The sequence below is a fragment of the Shewanella sp. BC20 genome (genome assembly GCF_003129585.1).
In the GTDB taxonomy this organism is placed as follows: Bacteria; Pseudomonadota; Gammaproteobacteria; order Enterobacterales; family Shewanellaceae; genus Shewanella; species Shewanella seohaensis.
Map to the genome: position 1 here is coordinate 78335 of NZ_NHRI01000003.1, position 16633 is coordinate 94967.

At 47.6% G+C, this 16633-nt stretch carries 13 protein-coding genes and 1 tRNA gene; 9 read left to right on the forward strand and 5 right to left on the reverse strand.

Features of this window, described 5'->3' with window-relative positions:
* Nucleotides 1-101: 101 nt before the first annotated feature.
* From CBX96_RS04595 to CBX96_RS04610, 4 genes are all read left to right on the forward strand, one after another.
* The gene (locus CBX96_RS04595; protein ID WP_011622460.1) at nt 102-734 is read left to right on the forward strand and encodes a YchE family NAAT transporter; all 633 of its coding nucleotides are present in this window, start codon (nt 102-104) and stop codon (nt 732-734) included.
* 257 nt (nt 735-991) lie between these two features.
* Nucleotides 992-2986 carry a methyl-accepting chemotaxis protein gene (locus CBX96_RS04600; protein WP_109285879.1) on the forward strand — a complete coding sequence of 665 codons (1995 nt, stop codon included), beginning with the start codon at nt 992-994 and terminating at the stop codon, nt 2984-2986.
* A 203-nt stretch (nt 2987-3189) separates the two neighbouring features.
* Nucleotides 3190-3277 (forward strand) — tRNA-Ser (locus CBX96_RS04605).
* Between the two features lie 346 nt (nt 3278-3623).
* On the forward strand, nt 3624-5321 hold the full coding sequence (locus tag CBX96_RS04610; RefSeq protein WP_258294073.1) for a class I SAM-dependent methyltransferase: 1698 nt from the start codon (nt 3624-3626) through the stop codon (nt 5319-5321).
* A gap of 183 nt (nt 5322-5504) precedes the next feature.
* Here CBX96_RS04610 and CBX96_RS04615 read toward each other — a convergent pair whose 3' ends face one another.
* Nucleotides 5505-6146, reverse strand: a complete 642-nt coding sequence (locus tag CBX96_RS04615; RefSeq protein WP_109285881.1) for a DUF938 domain-containing protein — start codon at nt 6144-6146, stop codon at nt 5505-5507.
* Between the two features lie 278 nt (nt 6147-6424).
* Here CBX96_RS04615 and CBX96_RS04620 point away from each other — a divergent pair, with 278 nt between their 5' ends.
* Entirely contained in the window at nt 6425-7714 is a 1290-nt protein-coding gene (locus tag CBX96_RS04620; protein ID WP_109285882.1) for an FAD-binding oxidoreductase, read from the forward strand.
* 87 nt (nt 7715-7801) lie between these two features.
* On the opposite strand, the gene CBX96_RS04625 is transcribed toward CBX96_RS04620, so the two are convergent.
* A complete protein-coding gene (locus tag CBX96_RS04625; protein WP_109285883.1) occupies nt 7802-8683 on the reverse strand; it encodes a LysR substrate-binding domain-containing protein in 882 nt (293 codons plus the stop codon).
* 195 nt (nt 8684-8878) lie between these two features.
* Here CBX96_RS04625 and CBX96_RS04630 point away from each other — a divergent pair, with 195 nt between their 5' ends.
* The 4 genes from CBX96_RS04630 (at nt 8879) to CBX96_RS04645 (ending at nt 12457) form a co-directional block, all read left to right on the forward strand.
* Entirely contained in the window at nt 8879-10018 is a 1140-nt protein-coding gene (locus CBX96_RS04630) for an S-(hydroxymethyl)glutathione dehydrogenase/class III alcohol dehydrogenase (RefSeq protein ID WP_011622557.1), read from the forward strand.
* Nucleotides 10019-10145: 127 nt separating this feature from the next.
* Nucleotides 10146-10985, forward strand: a complete 840-nt coding sequence (fghA, locus tag CBX96_RS04635; protein ID WP_011622558.1) for an S-formylglutathione hydrolase — start codon at nt 10146-10148, stop codon at nt 10983-10985.
* A 289-nt stretch (nt 10986-11274) separates the two neighbouring features.
* The gene (locus CBX96_RS04640; protein ID WP_109285884.1) at nt 11275-12060 is read left to right on the forward strand and encodes a trypsin-like serine protease; all 786 of its coding nucleotides are present in this window, start codon (nt 11275-11277) and stop codon (nt 12058-12060) included.
* 55 nt (nt 12061-12115) lie between these two features.
* Nucleotides 12116-12457 (forward strand): hypothetical protein, encoded by a 342-nt coding sequence (locus CBX96_RS04645; protein WP_086903647.1) that lies wholly within the window; start codon nt 12116-12118, stop codon nt 12455-12457.
* A 152-nt stretch (nt 12458-12609) separates the two neighbouring features.
* Here CBX96_RS04645 and CBX96_RS04650 read toward each other — a convergent pair whose 3' ends face one another.
* From CBX96_RS04650 to CBX96_RS04660, 3 genes are read right to left on the reverse strand one after another with little or no spacing between them, the layout of a single operon-like run.
* Nucleotides 12610-12960, reverse strand: a complete 351-nt coding sequence (locus CBX96_RS04650) for a YdbL family protein (protein ID WP_011626323.1) — start codon at nt 12958-12960, stop codon at nt 12610-12612.
* A 24-nt stretch (nt 12961-12984) separates the two neighbouring features.
* A complete protein-coding gene (locus tag CBX96_RS04655) occupies nt 12985-13185 on the reverse strand; it encodes a YnbE family lipoprotein (RefSeq protein ID WP_109285885.1) in 201 nt (66 codons plus the stop codon).
* Between the two features lie 13 nt (nt 13186-13198).
* The gene (locus tag CBX96_RS04660; RefSeq protein WP_109285886.1) at nt 13199-16399 is read right to left on the reverse strand and encodes a YdbH domain-containing protein; all 3201 of its coding nucleotides are present in this window, start codon (nt 16397-16399) and stop codon (nt 13199-13201) included.
* Nucleotides 16400-16633 lie beyond the last annotated feature (234 nt).

Consider the following 16633-nt stretch of genomic DNA (forward strand, 5'->3'; position numbering starts at 1 on the left):
TCAAAAATCTCATTTTTCAGTCATCTGCGGTTAAGCTACTATACTTGCCCTTACGGTTAGTTTGATGAAATTGGCGTGACACGCTCAATAAGGACTGCAACTTGGAGTTAACACTTTACGTTAAATTTTTTCTCGGCCTCGTTGCCATTATCAACCCCATTGGTTTGTTGCCAGTGTTTGTGAGCTTAACCAGTCATCAAACCGAAGCCGAGCGTAACCATACGGGTAAAGTGGCTAACTTTGCGGTGGTGGTGATCCTGCTGGTGACCATAGTGGCGGGGCAACATATTTTGAATATGTTCAGTATTTCACTCTCGGCTTTTAGAATTGCCGGCGGCACGCTGATCGCCATTATTGCGATGTCGATGCTGCAGGGTAAATTGGGTGAAGTAAAACGCAACCAAGAGGAAGACCGCGAATCTTCGGCGATGGAGTCCGTGGCGGTGGTGCCGTTAGCCTTGCCGTTAATGGCAGGCCCTGGTGCGATTAGCTCGGTCATCGTGTTTGCCGCAGAGCATAATTCCTTCTCCAATTTCGTGGCGATGTTTATCACAGTGATCATTTTTGGCTTGGTGAGTTTCGCCCTGTTCAGAATGGCGTCAATCATCTACAAAATTCTTGGTAAAACAGGGATTAACGTTATTACCCGTTTGATGGGGCTATTAATGCTGTCGATTGGGATTGAGGTGATTGCCGCTGGTATTAAAGGGCTGTTCCCACAACTCTTCAGCTAATTGACCTTAACGGGGGAGGAGCATGTTCCTCCCTTGTTTTGGTTGTGTACCTGCAATTGATACTTTTTCAATCTCTATTTCTCACACAGTTTATTATCCGTAGAAGATGGGTTACCGCCGAAATAAGTTTATGCAAGCATCTGTTTTTTAGGTGTTTAGTAACAGCTAAATTAGGTGAAAATGGTCGTTCTCGCGTAAATCCTATGCTATACCTATTTTGTCTTATCTCTTAACCTCGCTTTAATAAGGAAATCACTATGAAATGGCAATGGATTGGCAACCTCAGCTTGAAACAAAAATTACTCATGGTTGTATTGCCGCCCTTATTTGCATGTTTTTTATATGGTGCTTTGTTTCTCATTGAAAAATATGAGTATCGTCAAGAGCTTAAGCTTATCGTCCAATTGAGTGAATTGGCAGTCACCAACAGTAATCTGGTGCATGAGCTACAAAAAGAGCGTGGCATGAGCGCAGGCTTTATTGGCTCAGCGGGTAAAGCCTTTGCAGGCAAAATCCCAAGTCAAAGACAACTGACGGATAGCCAGTTAAAACAATTCCAAGATTTCATTTCAAACAATGCGTTACCCGAAGTGTTTGCGCCTAAACTATGGGAGATTAACACGCAGCTTGGTCGCCTTTCGGGGATCCGTTCGCAAATCGACAGTTTATCCATCAGTGTGGCCGATGAAGTGGCCTATTACACCGATCTCAATAAACAGTTATTAGCTATCGTCGATGAAACGGCAAAGGCGGGCGCTAACCAAGAAATTGCCATTAAGGCCGCTGCATTCAGTGCCTATCTACAAATGAAGGAACGTGCGGGGATTGAGCGTGCGGTCTTAAGTTCAACCTTCGGTCAAGCAGGTTTCAAACCTAAGGTGTATGCCAAGTTTATAACCTTAGTCTCAGAGCAAAATACTTATCTGGAGCGCTTCTTGGCACTTGCCACGCCCAATCTTATAGAGGGTATTCGTCAGCTGCAAAGTGGTAACGAAGTCAGAGAAGTTGAGGCGCTGAGACAAATAGCAATCGACCAAGATAATCAAAAAATTCAGCAACAAAACCCAGAGGACTGGTTTGCGAAATCCACGGCACGTATCGACCGTTTACGGGATTTTGAGCAAGAAGTTTCTACCGATCTGGTTAAGACCACCACAGACCGACTCTATACAGCCAACGAGCATATGTTCTTCGTGCTGGTGACATTAACCGTGGTGTTAGTGTTAGTGCTGCTGCTGAGTCTGTCGGTTATCCGTTATCTACACGACAGTGTGCACCATGTGTATTCGACGGTGACAAAGGCCAGAAAACATTATGATCTCAGTGTGCGTTTAACCCAAAACAGCTCGGATGAATTTGGGGAATTAGCCATTGCATTCAACGATATGATGAATGATTTTGAGAGTGTGATCCTGCAAGTACGTGCCAGCGCAAGCAAGTTACAGCAAGCGGTAGAGCAAATGGATGTGTGCACCCACGCAATGGAGCAAGATGTGATGGCAGGGCACAGTGAGGCCGAACAAGTGGCCTCGGCAATGACGGAGATGAGTGCGACGGTGGCAGAAATCGCCAGTAACGCCGTTAATGCATCGGAAGCCTCCACCGCGGCGAATCATGAGGCAAAAGCGGGTAATATCGAAGTGGGTCGTACCAGTGCCGCCATTAAGGCTTTAGCCGATGATATTGATGGCGCCTCTAAGGCCATTAATGAACTCGACCGTGAAATCCACGGTATTGTGGTGGTACTCGATGTGATAAGCGGCATTGCCGAACAAACGAATCTACTTGCACTTAATGCGGCGATTGAAGCGGCAAGGGCAGGCGAGATGGGACGGGGCTTTGCCGTCGTGGCCGATGAAGTGAGAAGTCTTGCCCAGCGCTCACAAACCTCGACCTCGGATATTAAGAATATGACGGATAGACTGAAATCGGGCGCCAGCATTGCCGTTAAAGCCATGGAACGCGGACTCGCACAGGCCAATAACAGCGTGCACGAAGCCGAGCAGGCGGGGATTGAGCTTAAACGCATCGTCGAGCAAGTGGATATTATCGACCGCATGAATGAGCAAATTGCCACGGCAACCCATGAGCAGTCTGCCGTGTCTGAGGATGTGAATCGCAATGCATTGAAGATCAGTGAAATTTATCTCAATACCCAGAGGATTTCGGATGAATTACGGGAATTGACCAAGGCACTGACCTACGATGCGGCGCTAATGTCCAAGGAAGTGAACAAGTTCAACGTCAATTAATGGCGAAAGTCGGACATAAATCTCAATTTATCAGGCGGTTTGTTTAGCAATTGCGCAACCGCCTGAAATCAACTCTTTTTTACTTGACCACCCACAGGCTTTTGCGTACAGTACCGCTCCGTTAACGACGAAAGCTTACGAGTAAAGCTTATAAGGTCGTAGCAGCGTGGCTGATTAACACGTAAAACGAATCACAACAATCTGGTGAGATGTCCGAGTGGCCGAAGGAGCACGCCTGGAAAGTGTGTATACGGAAACGTATCGAGGGTTCGACTCCCTCTCTCACCGCCACATTTAAGCAAAGGGAATCAGTATCTTACTGGTTCCCTTTGTTGTTTCTGGGCAAAATCTGCGTTTCCCTGTCCGTTTATGCCCGCATTAAACCCCATCATTTCAGGTATGCGACTTGCTATGCGTTGCGAGTCTTTCGGTATCCACTTGCCATAGCGCTTCTTGAGCATCGTGATGTTTCACACTCAAGTTGGCGTGCTAGCCATTCACGTGGTTCGTTTTAACAAAACAGCCAATACTGTGACGATGAACGAATTCAATAATATTGTTTACTGTTAACTAATTGATTCATTGATTTAAATTGAGTTAGCATAGGGTGTATTCGCTCAGTGGATTTTCAAATGCTGTGAACAATAAGACAATAGAGTTTTACTCAAAAAGTGCTGAACAGTTTGCATCTCAATACGACAGCTTGTCTTTCGAAGCTGTTCATAAGGAATGGCTTGAATATCTTCCTAAAGAGGGAATGATACTCGATGTTGGAGCTGGTTCTGGACGTGATGCTCGTTATCTCGCGCAACGTGGTTACAGTGTTGTAGCCGTTGAACCTGCCAAAGCACTATTAGAAATAGCAAAACAGCGCTCTATGGATTTAGACGTTTTTTGGCTCAATGACTCTTTGCCTGAGCTTTCCTCTGTCTTTGCATTACACACCAAATTCGATCTTATTTTATTAAGTGCGGTTTGGATGCATATCCCGCCATCTCACCGCCAACGCGCTTTTCGTAAATTGAGTTCATTGCTCAAACCTAATGGGAAGATGGTGATCTCGTTACGACATGGCGCTAGTCCTGATGATAGGCTGATGTTTGATGTGAGTTCGTCAGAAGTGGCTGAATTAGCAAGCCAATTCGGCTTACAGTTTGAGATAGGTAGAGCATCTCAAGCTGATCAGCTTGGAAGATCCGAAGTTGTTTGGGAAACAGTTGTATGTACCTTACCTGATGACGGCACTGGCGCATTTCCACTGATCAGAAATATCGTGGTAAATGATAGTAAGTCATCCACCTATAAGTTGGCTTTACTGAGGGCATTATTACGAATTGCTGAAGGGCATGCTGGAGCTGTCATCGAACAACATGAAGACTCTGTTTTACTACCATTAGGACTCGTGGCGTTGTACTGGCTTAAGCTATATAAGCCGCTTGTGGATGGTCCTAAACCGATGCAGCAAAGCAGCAATGTCAATAAAGGGCTCGGATTTATAAAACCAAATGGCTGGGGGAGTTTGGCTAGCTTTGCTAACAACGATTTTTATTTAGGTGCTGCGTTTGTCGAGACTTCATTAATCGATGCAGTGCATCACACACTAAAAGATATTAGCTCCACTATCAAAAATATGCCGGCAAAATATATTACCTTGCCAGGTACTGATAAGGCTGTATTTGAAGTTGAAATACTGCCGAATAGATCCCCGAAAAGCTATCTATCAATAGATTTCAATTATCTGAAGTCATTTGGTATTTTTAAAGTACCCAAACGAATTTGGGATTCGTTAACCCAGTACAGTATTTGGATTGAACCAGCACTAATCAACGAGTGGTGTTCAGTTATGGCTGGATATGAACTTAATAAACAGCATGCTTATAGTCAGGTCGATTTTTATGCTGCGCTTAAGTGGGAAGATGCTCAGCGTAATACGCAGCAGATCAGAGACAGAGTACAAGAACTGCAACAAGTTGCGGATCTGAATTGTTGTTGGAGTGGGGCTCTGTTGGAGCATAGTGAATTTGCGATTGACCATGCTTTTCCATTCGCGCGATGGCCTAATAACGATCTTTGGAATCTACTTCCGACTAAGCACTCCATTAATGCAAATAAAAGTGATCGTCTTCCGACAAAATTGAGAATGCAGCAATCTAAGGATTGGATCCTTGATTGGTGGGAGATTGCATGGAGCGAAAACAAAAATGTATTTTTTACGCAGGCAAGTTTTGCGCTGCCAGGGTTAGGTGTTAATACAGATCAATTCAGTGATGTATTTGAAGCGATGCTTTTTCAGCGAGATCGAATAAAGTCACTTCAACAATTAAAAGAATGGTGATTCGGCCTAATAGTATTTTCAGGTCTAATAACACACCAAACTTTGACATTCTCGAAACTCAACTTTATGTAAATCAGTTTTCCATTCTAAGTGATGCGAATTATAGGTTCGCATCTGCTGAATTATGCTGGCGATGAAGTCTTTCAAGGTTCTGGCATTACGTTACATAACACCACGGCAATATTATTTTTCCTGTTTTGAAAAATGCAGTAGCCGATTATTGGCGGGCATGGCGGTATCAGCAACCAATGTGAAGGCTTGCGCTTGGGCGAGCTGAATAATCCATTCTATGTCCCGGATACCACTCTCACTATCTCTTTGTTTTAAATACTGATCGAATTGACGATTACTGTCGCTGGTAAACTGGCCTTGGTAGTTAAAAGGGCCGTAAATACAGAGGGTATTGAGTTGTGGCAAATATTGGCCCAAGCCAGCAAAAAAGGCTTCAACCATGGTTTGACTCATAATATGCAGGGTATTGGCGCTAAACACGGCGTCGATGCGGGTGTCATTGATGGGCCAGGGTTGGGTGACATCGAGTGCGAAGGGCAAGCCGAGGTTGTTGATACCTTTTTGATGCCCTTGTTGGCGACATCTTGCGCTAATACCCTCAAGGTAATCGGTTTGATCGCTGGTTTGCCAGAAAAGCTGAGGCAGATTTTCAGCAAAGTAGACCGCGTGTTGTCCGGTGCCGCTGCCAATTTCCAGCACCTGTTTGGCGCTGGCAAAGGCGGTTTGTAGTACGGCGAGTATTGGACCTTTGTTATTTTCACAGGCTTGAGAAAAAGGCAGTAAGCTAGGCGGCGTTTGAGGATCCTGAAACATGGTATGTCCTAAATTTATCCTTGTGGGGGCAGGCAAAGTGTTTGTCTTACAAAAACGCGGTGTCAGCCTGCCATTGCGGTCGTAATGGCCTGTAGCTTAAGCCAATGTGGCGGTAAATTCTATTGATAAGCACGATTTAGGATGGCCGCACGGGTTGAGTTTTATTCGGCTCTACAATCTTCTGTTGACCACGATATTAGCTTAGATATACTCGAAAATTCTGAACAAATGTAAAAAATATAAAACAAAAACAGCTTAAATCTGTTCAAAGGATCCCTATGTCTGCTAAACGCTGCGCGTCTTATTACAATGCCACCATCAAGCAAGAGTCTGATTATCCTGAACTTGAAGGCGATATTCGGGTCGATGTGGCCATTATCGGCGGCGGGTTTACCGGTGTGGCAACGGCGGTGGAATTGTCTGAAAAAGGCTACAAGGTCGCATTATTAGAGGCCAATAAGATTGCTTGGGGCGCGACAGGGCGAAATGGCGGCCAAGTGACGGGGAGTTTGTCCGGCGATGCCGCCATGACCAAGCAATTGCGGCGTCAGCTTGGTCAGGAGGCCGAGGATTATGTGTGGAATCTGCGCTGGCGTGGGCACGATATCATCAAAAGCAGAGTGGCGAAGTATGGCATTGATTGTGATTTAAAATTTGGCCATATCCAGACGGCGTATCGCCCCTCACATCTGGCAGAGTTACAGCAAATGTTCGATGAAGCCAATCGCCGTGGCATGGGTGAGTTTATGACCTTAGTGCCAGAACAGGATATGCCCGCCTATTTAGCTTCGCCCTTGTATCACGGCGGTTTAGTTAATCGACGCAATATGCATCTGCATTCGGTGAATTTATGTCTTGGTGAGGCGCGAGCCGCAGCCTCCTTAGGCGCTAAGATTTTTGAACACTCGCAGGTGCTGGATATTCAGCAAGGAGAGCTGGCAACTGTTGTCACGCCAAAAGGAACGGTTAAGGCAAATAACGTGCTTATCGCGGGCAATGCCTACCACAAATTGGGCCGACCCAAGCTACGGGGCATGTTATTTCCCGCCTCCCTTGGTAATTGTGCGACGGCGCAATTGCCGCCAGAGCTGGCTAAGCAACTCAATCCGCAGGATTTAGCTGTGTATGATTGCCGTTTCGTGCTGGATTATTACCGCTTAACCGCCGATAACCGTTTGATGTTTGGCGGTGGCACCAATTACAGCGGCCGCGATGCTAAAAACGTTGCTGCCGAGCTGCGTCCGGCGATTGAACGCACTTTTCCCCAGTTAAAAGGTGTCGATATTGAATTTGCTTGGGCTGGCATGGCGGGAATTGTGATTAACCGTATTCCCCAGCTGGGCAAGATAGCGCCTAATATCTTCTATTGTCAGGGATATTCGGGTCATGGCGTCGCGACTTCCCATATTATGGCAGAGATCATGGGGCAGGCGATCGATGGCCAAATGCGAGAGTTCGATCTCTTCGCCGCGATGCGCCATATTCGGATCCCACTGAATGAATGGTTTGGTAATCAGGTTCTTGCGCTAGGGATGTTGTATTACACCTTGAGGGAAAATTGGCGCTAAATATCGAGTAATCCGTCAAGCTCAAGCGGCGTTATTGGTTGCCGATTAGATGATTTGATATTCTGGTTCGCCGCGATGGACTCGCTACTACGCATTCTCCATCGCCAGTTTTTCCGCGAGATAATCCACTAATACCCTTACTTTGGCGCTCAGGTGACGATTCTGCGGATAGAGCGCCCAAATGCCTTCTTTAGCTTCACGGTGCGCGTCGAGAAAGGAGATGAGTGTACCTGCATGTATATCTTCTTCAATATAATAATCAGGCAGTTGCACTATTCCTATGCCCTTTAATGCTGCATCTCGCAGGGCGTAGCCGCTGTTGCAGATAAGGTTGCCACGTACCTTGATATTGCGCTCACGGCCATTTTCAATAAAGCGCCAGTAATTGTGATTCCCGATCAGGCAATTATGTTGATTTAACTCCGAAAGCGTATGGGGCTCACCGTATTTTTCAACGTAACTGGGCGAGGCGGCCACATAATGGGTACGGCTACTCAAGGGTTTAGCCATCAGGCTGGAGTCGGCGAGTTTGCCAAGGCGAATGGCTAAATCGTAACCGCCTTCAATCAAATCTAAGGTTCTGTTGGTCAAGTCGACATTAAATTCCACGCTGGGATATTGCACCATAAAATCATTGAGTAACGGCATGATAAATTTTTCGCCGTAGGCCACGGGCGCGGTGAGTTTTACCAATCCTTGGGGTGAGCCTTTTAGATCGGTAATTGCCCGCTCGGCCTCCTCGAGTCCTGTTTGCAATTGGCGGCAATGGCGATAATAAATCGTGCCTTCTTCGGTGAGCGATACCTTGCGTGTTGTACGATAAAACAGCTTAGTACCGAGTCGATTTTCCAGCGCACCGATTTGCCGACTCACGTGGGCGGTGGACACATTGAGGCGCTGTGCGGCCAAGGTAAAGTTCTCAGCCTCGGCCACTGCTACAAATTCTGATATGCCATCCCAAAGGTACATTGTTGCTTCTCAGTAAAAATGAATTGCCAAAATGCTAGATTATCAATCCTCAGGAAATAAATACAATCTAGTGACTGCATTACCGCACACTATTTTTAAGCTTATCCATCCACCTCAATCTATGCTTACAAGCGAGTAGGGCTAGGGTAAGCCGTAAATCGATAAGCCCATTGATTAAAAGAAGGAAAGACAAGCATGTCGAACGAAAAACCACAGTTTATCAAGTCAAAGGCCGCCGTGGCCTGGGGGCCAGGACAGCCGCTCAAGATTGAAGAAGTCGATGTGATGTTACCAAAAGCTGGCGAAGTGTTAGTTCGCATCGTGGCGACAGGGGTGTGCCATACCGATGCGTTTACTTTAAGTGGTGACGATCCAGAAGGCGTATTCCCAGCGATCCTCGGCCATGAGGGCGGTGGTATTGTTGAGCAAGTGGGCGAAGGTGTGACCAGCGTGCAGGTGGGCGACCATGTGATCCCTCTCTACACGCCTGAGTGTGGCGAATGTAAATTCTGTTTATCGGGTAAAACAAACCTGTGCCAGAAGATCCGTGCGACCCAAGGCAAAGGTTTGATGCCAGATGGCACCACGCGTTTCTATAAAGATGGCCAGCCCATTTTCCATTACATGGGTTGTTCTACCTTCTCTGAATACACGGTATTGCCTGAAATTTCATTGGCTAAGGTTAATAAAACTGCGCCATTAGAAGAGATCTGTCTGCTAGGTTGTGGTGTGACAACAGGTATGGGCGCCGTAATGAACACCGCTAAGGTGGAAGAAGGCGCGACCGTGGCGATTTTCGGCCTAGGTGGTATTGGTCTTTCGGCCATTATTGGTGCGACCATGGCTAAAGCCAGCCGAATTATTGCCATCGATATTAACGAATCTAAATTCGAACTTGCCCGTAAGTTAGGTGCAACCGATTGTATTAATCCGAAACATTTCGACAAACCTATTCAAGAGGTGATTGTTGAGATGACCGATGGCGGCGTAGATTATTCCTTCGAATGTATCGGTAATGTCAATGTGATGCGCAGCGCGCTCGAGTGTTGCCACAAGGGCTGGGGCGAGTCTGTGATCATTGGTGTTGCAGGCGCAGGGCAGGAGATCTCCACCCGTCCATTCCAACTGGTGACGGGCCGTGTATGGCGCGGTTCTGCCTTCGGTGGCGTGAAAGGACGCTCGCAATTACCTAAAATCGTTGAACAATACCTAGCAGGTGAGTTTAAACTCGATGACTTTATCACCCACACTATGGGACTTGAGCAAGTCAACGAAGCCTTCGACTTGATGCATGAAGGCAAGAGCATTCGCAGCGTGATCCATTTCGATAAATAAGCGCTCAGTTTGCCATCACAGCAGCAGATAACCGTTAACGGCTTATCTGCTGCTTATGCGTTTTAAGCTTGTTATAGGGTCTTGAACGGCAAGCTAAATGCTGAAAGTGAACAGGAAAGGGATTGAAATGACCATAGAAAATATCAGCTGTAACAAGAGTTTTGGTGGTTGGCACAAACAGTATCGCCATCAATCTCAGGCGCTGAATTGCGAGATGCGCTTTGCGATTTACCTGCCACCCGAGGCGGCCAACAAACCTGTGCCTGTGTTGTATTGGCTATCGGGTCTCACCTGTACCGACGAAAACTTTATGCAGAAGGCGGGCGCGCAGCGTATTGCGGCTCAGTTGGGAATGGCTATCGTCGCCCCCGATACGAGTCCCCGTGGCGATGATGTCGCCGATGCGCCGGATAAAGCCTATGACTTGGGCCTCGGCGCGGGGTTTTATTTAAACGCGACCAGAGCGCCTTGGAATCGCCACTATAAAATGTACGACTATATAGTGCATGAGCTGCCTGCGCTGATTGAAGCGAATTTCCCCGTAACTGGGCAGCGCGCTATCTCTGGCCACTCCATGGGCGGACACGGCGCGTTAGTGATAGGGTTAACTAATCCCCACAGATACAGTTCAATCTCGGCTTTTAGTCCTATCAGCAATCCAAGCAATGCGCCTTGGGGGATTAAAGCCTTTACCGAGTATTTAGGGGAAAATCGCGAGCACTGGCGCCAATACGATGCCTGTGAGTTGCTAAAACTGGCGATTAATGAAGTGCCGGTGTTAGTCGACCAAGGTGATGCCGACAGCTTTTTAGAGGCGCAACTGATGCCACAAACGCTTAGTGATATCGCCAAAGCAAAAGGCTACCCCTTAGATTTGCGTATGCAGGCGGGGTACGACCATAGCTATTACTTTATTGCGAGCTTTATTGAAGAGCACCTTAAATTCCATAGCTTGTATTTTAAATAAGGCTGCCAATCGTTAACCCCTTTCAGGATTAAACTTTAGAGTTAAAGCCTAGGGGTAAATATTAAAAAGCGCGGTGAACACAAGTTCGCTGCGCTTTTATTTTCTACGGATAAATTGCGATGTCATTCAACATGTCATGTTGATCAATCAAGCCTGAATAATCTGGATGCAGCGGCTATATCTCAAATGAGAAAAAGCTGTTAAGTTCTCGACATTAATGATGATTAATTCTCGATATTCTCATCACGCAATATTGGCGAATAAATATACGCAAGGATAGGAGCTCAATATGAAATGGATGTTCGTACTGTTACTGGCGATAACCTGTACCGCCAATGCCATGATTATCAGGCATGATGTTGATGACGCGAAATATCAAGCGGCGGCGCAAAGCGATAATTCGACGGTCAGCTTTTTAGGACTTTATAAAGGCGATGAAATCGTGCTTGGTACTGGCAGCCTTATCGATAAGCAATGGATTGTGACGGCGGCGCACGTGGCTAATGAGCTAACGGTCGGCAATAAGGTGCAATTTAAAACGCATTTTTACCCGATTAAAGACGTGATAAAACATCCACTTTGGAAAGAAAGGCACTTTCCCTACGATATTGCCTTGGTTCAATTGGCTTCTCCCATTGAGGATGCAACACTCGCTAAGTTGAATCATACCTCAACCGAAACGGGCAAAATCGCCACCTTCGTCGGACGTGGCGATTATGGTAATGGACTGGTGGGCGTTGCGGGGGCCGACAAACAATTACGCGCGGCACACAACGGCGTGGTCGGGGTGCAGGAGCAATGGCTGCAATTTGCATTTGACCGCGATGCGAATGCCTTACCATTGGAGGGGATAAGTGGCCCAGGAGATTCGGGCGGCCCCGCGTATCTCACATCGGCCGATTCAGTTTGTCTTATCGGTGTCAGCTCATGGCAAAATGCCGAGTCAACCAATTGGGAAGAGGGCAAGTATGGCGTGATTGAACATTACTCACGTATTTCATATTTTCGGGATTGGATTGAGCAAACCTTATTTCAGGCATCAAAGATTGTGCTCGCTGGCTGCTCTGATAGCTAATTGATAACCTATGTACAATGTTGGCTTAACCTCAACTTATCAGCTTTAGGAAACTATGGGTAAACTACCGATTTTGTGTTGTTCACTGGCCATGTTGTTTGGTTGCAATACGAAGGGGACCTATGAACAAACAAGCCAAGAGTTGACGGGGCTTGAATTGATAGCGCCCCACCTTGGTTACTTTAAATCATGGGCACCAATGGGCAATGAAGGAGCTCACCAGATGACGGCTGAGCAACAAGCTGAGCAAGTTCAGGCTCTGAATTTGTGCTTGGAACAATTGCGCTCATCCGCTGAAATATTGCCAAGCCACGCACTTCGAAGTGTTTTACTCGTCCAATGTATGCAGAAACAAGGCTGGTATTTCGTGGTTGAAGAACTGTATATCACTCAGTAGTACAAATCACGCACAAATTTCTCTCCATCTCTTAGGATTTTAGCAAGTGCAATCGCATTGAGAGGGGCAATCTACAAGATATGCTTGATACAAAAACGCCTGCAATTGCAGGCGTGTTTGTCCGTGCTTAGTCACTAAGCAGTGTTAACTCTCTACTTTTTAACCCATTTTCCTTGGGCGTTTTGCACATAGTTGCCTTTATCTGTGGCGGCGATGGCTTTTTCACCGGCAAGTTTAGCCACATCGGCTGCGGAGATATTGTTCTTTTTCGCGATGGTCTCGTAATGGGCGCGGCGTTTGTTATTCACATCGTCCATCACGGCTTTGGCCTCGCTATTATTTTGCACTAGGCCCAAATAGCCATTGAGCTGCTCACCTAAGTAACCTTGGGATTTGGCTTCCTGTAGTGACATGGCAAAGGCATTTAAGCTGAATAAACTCAGGCCGAGCAACAGGAGTAATGTTGGCTTTTGTAGCAGGGTTTTGAGTGGCATTGATTTCATTGTATATTCCTCAATTCTTAGTGATTAGAACAACTTATCATCTGATAGAAGCTGATCTAGCTCCTTATCCACTTTGATTTTTATCTCGTGTTCAATTTTCACATTGAGATTAATCACAATCGGTTTGTCAGGCGGCTCAATCTTTACCGTTGGCGCACAACCTTGCAATGCCGCCAGTAGCAGCAATGCACCTAAACTCATTTGCTGTAATTGAATGATCTTCACTGAGGTTTCCTTGTTACTTCACGGATTTTTCGATTCTGTCCTGCAGATCGTTACCAATCTGAAGACTCCTGAATAATTGCAGCATGTTCTCTTCATGAGAGTAATTCAAGTGGATGGGGCGTTCAATCCCTCGGCTGCGGCCTTTGACTTCCACTAAGAGGTTGGCATCGCCGGTTTGATCCATATCGAAACTACTGGATAACTGGCTGTATTCTAAATGTTCTAGCGCCGAAAATACAAAATCGAGATAAGGCTGCGATTGACGCATTTGATCGACCGCCGGATTGCCCGAAATCGCAATAAGACCACCGGGCGCACGGGCCGCCAACTGGCCACCGCTGATCGAGACTTTGCCATCGACCAAATCCACGGGTAATACACCATCGAAAATACCATCGGCATAGATACCCATTTGCGGCTGAATGCGCAGCACTTCCTCAAGGCTCATGCCCTGCAATAATAGATAGGCGTGGGATTTGTCCTGTAATTTTAAATTAAAATCAGGCAGTAAGAACTGGCCGCTCAATACTTTACCCTTAGCGGTCATCGACACGTCGGTATCACTCAAGCCCGTGAGTTGTTGCAGCCAATTGTCGGGAAGCTTTTCGGCATCCTTGGCGAGGACAATATCGGCCTCTACTTCGATGTCGGTCAAAGGAAAGCCGGGATCGAACAAGTTAAAGGTCATCACGGTCTGCGGGCAGTTCAGTCGGCTTAAACTGCTGAAATAGCCTAGCGCTTGCGGCGCCTTATAGGATTGCCCCCAAGTGAACTCGCATTGGGCCTGTAATTTCCCGCCTTCAAAGGTCGTGTCTTGATAAAAACCTTCCAGCTCTGTCATCGACTGGGTAATTTGCATGGCAAATTGAGTCTGCTCTGGCTCATGTGTCAGCTTAAATTGTGCCTGTAATTGGTTATGGCCTGTCACATTTAACTCAGTGGGCAAGGGCTGGGTTTGATTCAGCAAAGATAGCGCTTCTGTCATGCTGGTATCGACAACCCACTGGCCGGTTAACAGCAGTGGCTTGTGAGGCGCGGCGAACTGTAATTGATGGTCGCTTTGCAGCTCAACCGTGCCGACTTGCCACTGTTCATGGCCGTGAAGACGTTGGTTTTGCCAGTTTAATGTCTGCGTGAGTGCCAAATTATCCAGTTTAAGCACAGTCTGTTTACGTGTGCGGCCTTTGGCGCTGAGCTGCTTTTCAATCAAGAGTTGCTGTGCTTGCCAGTTCACTTGATTACTCAACTGACTCGATTGGATAGCACTTTCAATGGATTGCAGCGAGGTGTAATCGAGCGTCATCGCCTTTGATGTCTCAAGGGAGAACGCCTTGAGGCTAATATCGTTGCGACTGCTCTGTATTGCGGTAGTGGCGCTATTGTTGCCAGTAAGATTGTCTACCGCTTGGCTCACGCGCAGCTGCGACAGGGCGAGTGATAGCGGCGGCAGTTTGAAGGCAAACTCGGTCGATTGTGCGCCAGTGGTATCCTGAGTTGCTAACGGGGTTGCACTCGCGGCCATGGGGGCCTTAGCGTTGAGTTGAATACTGCCAAGGCTTAACTGCGTCTGTTTAGTTTGATGCTCGGCGGCTTGCGCTGTTTGTTGTAGCTGCAGATCTTCAAGTGCAAATTGTAAAGTATCGCTTGAGACATTCGAGTCACTCGTCACTGGCGCAGTGCTGATTTGCCAATTCAGCCCTTGAGGTGACTGATCAACGCTGAGATGACCCGCCGTTTGCAGCATTCCCGTGCTCCAACTGAAATCCTGCGGGGCTGCGCGCCAGAGCTCCCGCAGCGACAGCGGGGTCGTTTGCTTAAGCACCAGTTGCCAGCGGCTCTTGACATTCCAAGCATCTGGCGTGGGCGTTAACTGGATATCTTGCAAGTGAATATGTGTCTCAAGTTTACCGTCTAGGGTGCTTAACTCCAACGCGGGCAGCGCTATTGGTTTATGGGGGCTCGCTTGAGATATCAGCGCATAGTGCAGCGGCGCTGTCATCGAAAAGGCAAGGCCCACGGGCGCCTCGGTGCTTTTCAGCCCCGAGAGCAGGGTAAGGAGCGCTTGATAGTCCACATCGCTCAATTGCTGTGAGTGATTAAGCGCCGCTAATAGTTGCGTGTGCTGCGCCGCATTCGGCGTAAGCGCAAGGCTAAAGGGCTCAAGGGTGAGATTAAGTGAAGCAAGTGATCCACTAAGCTCAAACCCCAAAGCAGGCTGCGGCGCGAGCGTTAAGTCGGCAAAATGGCTTAAGCTGATGCCGGGTTGCTGAATGCGGTGGCGGCTTGTGATTTCGCCTGTGGCGAGTGTCATCGTGCTCTCAGAACTGAGTTGCCCACTTAATCCTATCCCAAGTTGTTGCCACTGTTGATCCCACAGGGTTAATTGGCTGAGGATGCTCCCTTGGGTTTGGCGCAGGCCAATTTGATGCAGGTTTTCCAGTAGCGGCGCGATATTCAGTTCGCTTTTCAAGCGCCATTGTTCGTTGCCAAGCGTGGCGGTAAGGTGGGCTAACGGTTCACCCTCAGGGCTGCTAAAGGCCGTGGTTAATTCAGCTTGATGATTCAGGCTGAGTTTATCCATCACCAGCTGATAGGCGGGAAGCTCTGCCTGCGGCGCTAATCTGAGCGTGGTTTTACCTATATCAATTAAAGGTAAGGATTTGATATTTAACGCCAGCGCCGGTGTTTGTTCATCGGCGATGGTGGGGCTTCGCTCCAGCAGTGATGCGCCGAGTTCAACGTCTATCTCGCCCGTACTAATGCGCTTGATTTTTTGAGTCAAGCTCTCAACTTGGACAAGTTGCTTCAGTTCTTCAAGGCTTTTGGGCCAGTTGAGTTCAAGCTGAATATCCAGGTTATTGATCACTAAATACGAGTCATGTACACGCAGGCTCGCAGAGCGAATGTGCCAATGTTCTAAACCCATGGGGCCTAAACGAATATCGCTAAGCTCACCGTCCATGCCGCTTAAGGCATAATTCGCGACGCGAAGGATCAGGGCTTCGGTTCGACTGTTGACTATCCAAATGGTTAGCGCCGCGCCAGCTAACAGGCCCGCCACAGTGGTGGCAATCAGGCTTTGTTTTAAGCGCTTTTTGAGTGTAGGACCGCGGCGGGGCGCCGTTGGCGCTGCGGCCGCAGTCGCTTCTTGAGTCATCGCCCGATGCGCGTGCTCGGCAGTCTCCTGATCTGGCGATGTCGGCGTGTTAACCATGGGGTTCGAATGTCATCCTTATCATCAGCGCCTTGCTATTGTTCCCCGTGGGAGCATGAGGCGATTTGGGGCTGCCGATGCTGAGCGGCAAGCGGGATTAGCGGCAGTTTAACACTCAAGCCGCTGGCTGACTAATAAAGAACTTGGCAATCTTGCGCGAAGCAAGACTGAGTGCCTGTCATTATTCATCCTGATTTTACAGGCACTTATACGGCTTAAAGTAAAATAGCGTTT

Bases quoted from the DNA above. Each gene is read 5' to 3' on its own strand.
- CBX96_RS04600 (WP_109285879.1), top strand. From the start codon at position 992: ATGAAATGGCAATGGATTGGCAACCTCAGCTTGAAACAAAAATTACTC.
- CBX96_RS04615 (WP_109285881.1), bottom strand. From the start codon at position 6,146: ATGTTTCAGGATCCTCAAACGCCGCCTAGCTTACTGCCTTTTTCTCAA.
- CBX96_RS04620 (WP_109285882.1), top strand. From the start codon at position 6,425: ATGTCTGCTAAACGCTGCGCGTCTTATTACAATGCCACCATCAAGCAA.
- CBX96_RS04625 (WP_109285883.1), bottom strand. From the start codon at position 8,683: ATGTACCTTTGGGATGGCATATCAGAATTTGTAGCAGTGGCCGAGGCT.
- CBX96_RS04630 (WP_011622557.1), top strand. From the start codon at position 8,879: ATGTCGAACGAAAAACCACAGTTTATCAAGTCAAAGGCCGCCGTGGCC.
- fghA (WP_011622558.1), top strand. From the start codon at position 10,146: ATGACCATAGAAAATATCAGCTGTAACAAGAGTTTTGGTGGTTGGCAC.
- CBX96_RS04640 (WP_109285884.1), top strand. From the start codon at position 11,275: ATGAAATGGATGTTCGTACTGTTACTGGCGATAACCTGTACCGCCAAT.
- CBX96_RS04645 (WP_086903647.1), top strand. From the start codon at position 12,116: ATGGGTAAACTACCGATTTTGTGTTGTTCACTGGCCATGTTGTTTGGT.
- CBX96_RS04650 (WP_011626323.1), bottom strand. From the start codon at position 12,960: ATGAAATCAATGCCACTCAAAACCCTGCTACAAAAGCCAACATTACTC.
- CBX96_RS04660 (WP_109285886.1), bottom strand. From the start codon at position 16,399: ATGGTTAACACGCCGACATCGCCAGATCAGGAGACTGCCGAGCACGCG.